At 60.5% G+C, this 2,664-nt stretch carries 3 protein-coding genes; 2 read left to right on the top strand and 1 reads right to left on the bottom strand.

What is annotated here, in order from left to right; genetic code table 11:
* Positions 1-50: 50 nt before the first annotated feature.
* The gene (locus tag ACNPM8_RS17190) at positions 51-311 is read right to left on the bottom strand and encodes a GlsB/YeaQ/YmgE family stress response membrane protein (RefSeq protein ID WP_105657761.1); all 261 of its coding nucleotides are present in this window, start codon (positions 309-311) and stop codon (positions 51-53) included.
* A 322-nt stretch (positions 312-633) separates the two neighbouring features.
* Between ACNPM8_RS17190 and ACNPM8_RS17185 the strand changes: the two genes are divergently transcribed.
* Both ACNPM8_RS17185 and ACNPM8_RS17180 read left to right on the top strand, forming a co-directional pair.
* Entirely contained in the window at positions 634-1,140 is a 507-nt protein-coding gene (locus tag ACNPM8_RS17185; protein ID WP_105661221.1) for a gluconokinase, read from the top strand.
* Between the two features lie 67 nt (positions 1,141-1,207).
* Positions 1,208-2,623, top strand: coding sequence for a GntP family permease (locus ACNPM8_RS17180; protein WP_332504551.1), 1,416 nt, complete (start codon positions 1,208-1,210; stop codon positions 2,621-2,623).
* Positions 2,624-2,664: the final 41 nt, after the last annotated feature.

Genomic DNA, 2,664 nt, shown 5'->3' with positions numbered 1-2,664 from the left:
GCTCGGCGGGAATTCAAGATCCGCAGGACAATGGTCCCTCGGGAGGTGCGTTATGCCCGTCGTTTGGTGATGAAGCCCCAAATGACCAGGACGATCAGGGCGCCACCGATGGCAAGAAGCCAACTTGAGATCGAGAAGAACTCATCCACGCCCTCACCGAAGATAGCACTTCCGATCCAGCCTCCGAGTAGGGCGCCTACGACGCCGAGAATCAGGGTAGCGATCCAGCCGCCACCTTGCTTGCCGGGCAGAATGGCCTTTGCGATCGCTCCGGCAATCAAGCCCAAAACTATCCATCCAATGAATCCCATGATTCGCTCCAATGGTCAGACTGTGCAGTGGTCGGGTTCGATCCACTTAAAAACCGAGAGTACATGGCATTGAGCTGGGGTTCTACAACGACCTCGAAGAAATTCAGCATTTTCAAAGGCTAGGTTCAAGCCATGCTTGAACCTCGGGCCAATTGATCCGGGAATTCCCCATCTGGCCACATGTTTTGCAGAATCTTCCTGGTGAACCAGGTGCAACCTGTTGACAGCGTCCGCTGCCGCTCCTACTCTAGTTAAATCATACTTTATGACTTTGGCTACAAGATAAGTCATATATTAGGTTCACGTACGACGGAGTAAATGGATGAGTGAACAGGTCCCGCCCCTTGTTGTAATGGGTGTCTCGGGCAGCGGCAAGACCACCATCGGAAAGATGCTGGCTGATCAGCTGCATCATGAATTCATTGATGGCGACAACCTGCACCCCAAGGCCAACAAGGAAAAAATGGCCGGCGGACAGTCTCTGGATGACGCTGACCGCGAGCCGTGGCTGCAGCTGATCGGCGCCAAACTGGCCGAAAGCAATCGGCACCAAGCGCCGCTGGTTATCGCCTGTTCCGCACTCAAGCGCAGCTACCGGGATCTCATCCTCAGCTTGGAGCCAGCAACGATCTTCATCCACCTCACCGGTGTTCCGACCCTGATTCGCGATCGGATGAACGCGCGCTCGCACGAGTACATGCCCACCAGCCTGCTCGACAGCCAGCTGGCCACGCTGGAGGCCCCAGATGCGGACGAGCCAGTGCTCAGCGCGGATATTGCCGATAGCCCCGAGGACATCGTTCGACAGCTGATCGCTAAACTGTCCTAGCGCAGTGCGCTGGCAGCAATCCACAGACCACCCATGGCATGAAGCCCCCCATTGATCAAGGAAGACAATGACAACTGAGCTTGAACTGAACTGGACGTTAAGTACGCCCGGGCTCCTGATGCTGGCGGTCGGTGCGGTAGCGCTGCTGCTGGTGCTGATTATCCGCTTCCGCGTCCACGCGTTCCTCGCACTGGTGCTCACCAGCTTGCTGACCGCGGTCGCCTCCGGCATCCCTGCTGAATCGGTCATTACCACGCTGACCAGCGGCTTCGGATCCACCTTGGCCAGTGTGGCCTTGCTGGTCGGCCTTGGCGCAATGCTCGGACGCATGCTGGAAACCAGTGGCGGCGCCGATGTGATGACCAGCTGGCTGATCTCCAAGTTCGGCGAGAAGCGCGCACCGCTGGCGTTGTCGGTTGCGTCGCTGCTCTTCGGCTTCCCGATCTTCTTCGATGCCGGGCTGGTAGTCATGCTGCCGATCATCTTCACCGTGGCCCGCCGCTTGGGCGGCTCGCTGCTGCTCTACGCCATCCCATCGGCCACCGCATTCTCGGTGATGCACGTCTTCGTTCCGCCGCACCCGGGCCCAGTGGCCGCCTCCGGCCTGCTGGAAGCCAATGTCGGGCTCGTGCTGGTGCTCGGCCTGGTCGTCGCGATTCCAACGTGGTTCGTTGCGGGCCATCTCTTTGGAAAGTTTGTCGGCAAGAAGTTCAACATCCCGGTACCGAATATCCTGGATGCGGCACTGGGCAACGGCGCATCGAAGGACGAGTTCAAGTCCTCTCCTTCCGTGGGCACGGTGTTCAGCCTGCTGCTGCTCCCGCTGCTGCTGATCTTCATGAACACGGGTCTGAACATGCTCGGCTCCGCCGGCGTCGTGGACCCGGAGACCTCCTGGGTGCGCTGGCTGCGCCTGCTGGGTGAAACTCCGGTGGCCCTGCTGATCACCGTGCTGCTGGGAATGTTCCTTCTGGGCTTCCGCAAGGGCAAGGACAAGACCCTGACCGAGACCATCGTGGACTCCGCGCTGGGCCCGGTCTGCTCGATCATCCTGATCACCGGTGCTGGTGGCATGTTCGGCGGAGTGCTGCGTGCCAGCGGCATCGGCAACGCCATTGCCACCTCGCTTGAATCGGTGGGCATGCCGCTGATTGTCGCCGGCTTCCTGATCGCGGCCATCGTCCGACTGGCCCAGGGCTCGGCAACAGTAGCGCTGACCACCGCGGCCGCCATCGTCCAGCCGGCTGTGCTGGCGGATGCCTCGCTGACCGCATTCCAGGTCGCCGCCATGGTGCTGGCGCTGGCAGCAGGCTCGGTCTTCGCCGGCCACGTCAACGACTCCGGCTTCTGGCTGATCTCGCGCTTCCTGGACATCGATGTGCCAACCACCTTGAAGGTCTGGACCGTTGGCCAGGCGCTGGTATCGGTGGTCGGCTTCGCCTGCGTCATGGTGCTCTACGGCCTGGCGACCGCGCTGGCCTAACTAAGGGCAGCTAGAAGGACAAAAAATCCGCCGGGGGGGGA

The sequence above is a fragment of the Glutamicibacter sp. AGC46 genome (genome assembly GCF_053543715.1).
The sequence above is the reverse complement of the archived record's forward strand: the minus strand, read 5'-3'. Positions and strand labels throughout refer to the sequence as shown.

Coding starts and splice junctions, on each gene's coding strand:
- ACNPM8_RS17190 (WP_105657761.1), bottom strand. CDS start 311: ATGGGATTCATTGGATGGATAGTTTTGGGCTTGATTGCCGGAGCGATC.
- ACNPM8_RS17185 (WP_105661221.1), top strand. CDS start 634: ATGAGTGAACAGGTCCCGCCCCTTGTTGTAATGGGTGTCTCGGGCAGC.
- ACNPM8_RS17180 (WP_332504551.1), top strand. CDS start 1,208: ATGACAACTGAGCTTGAACTGAACTGGACGTTAAGTACGCCCGGGCTC.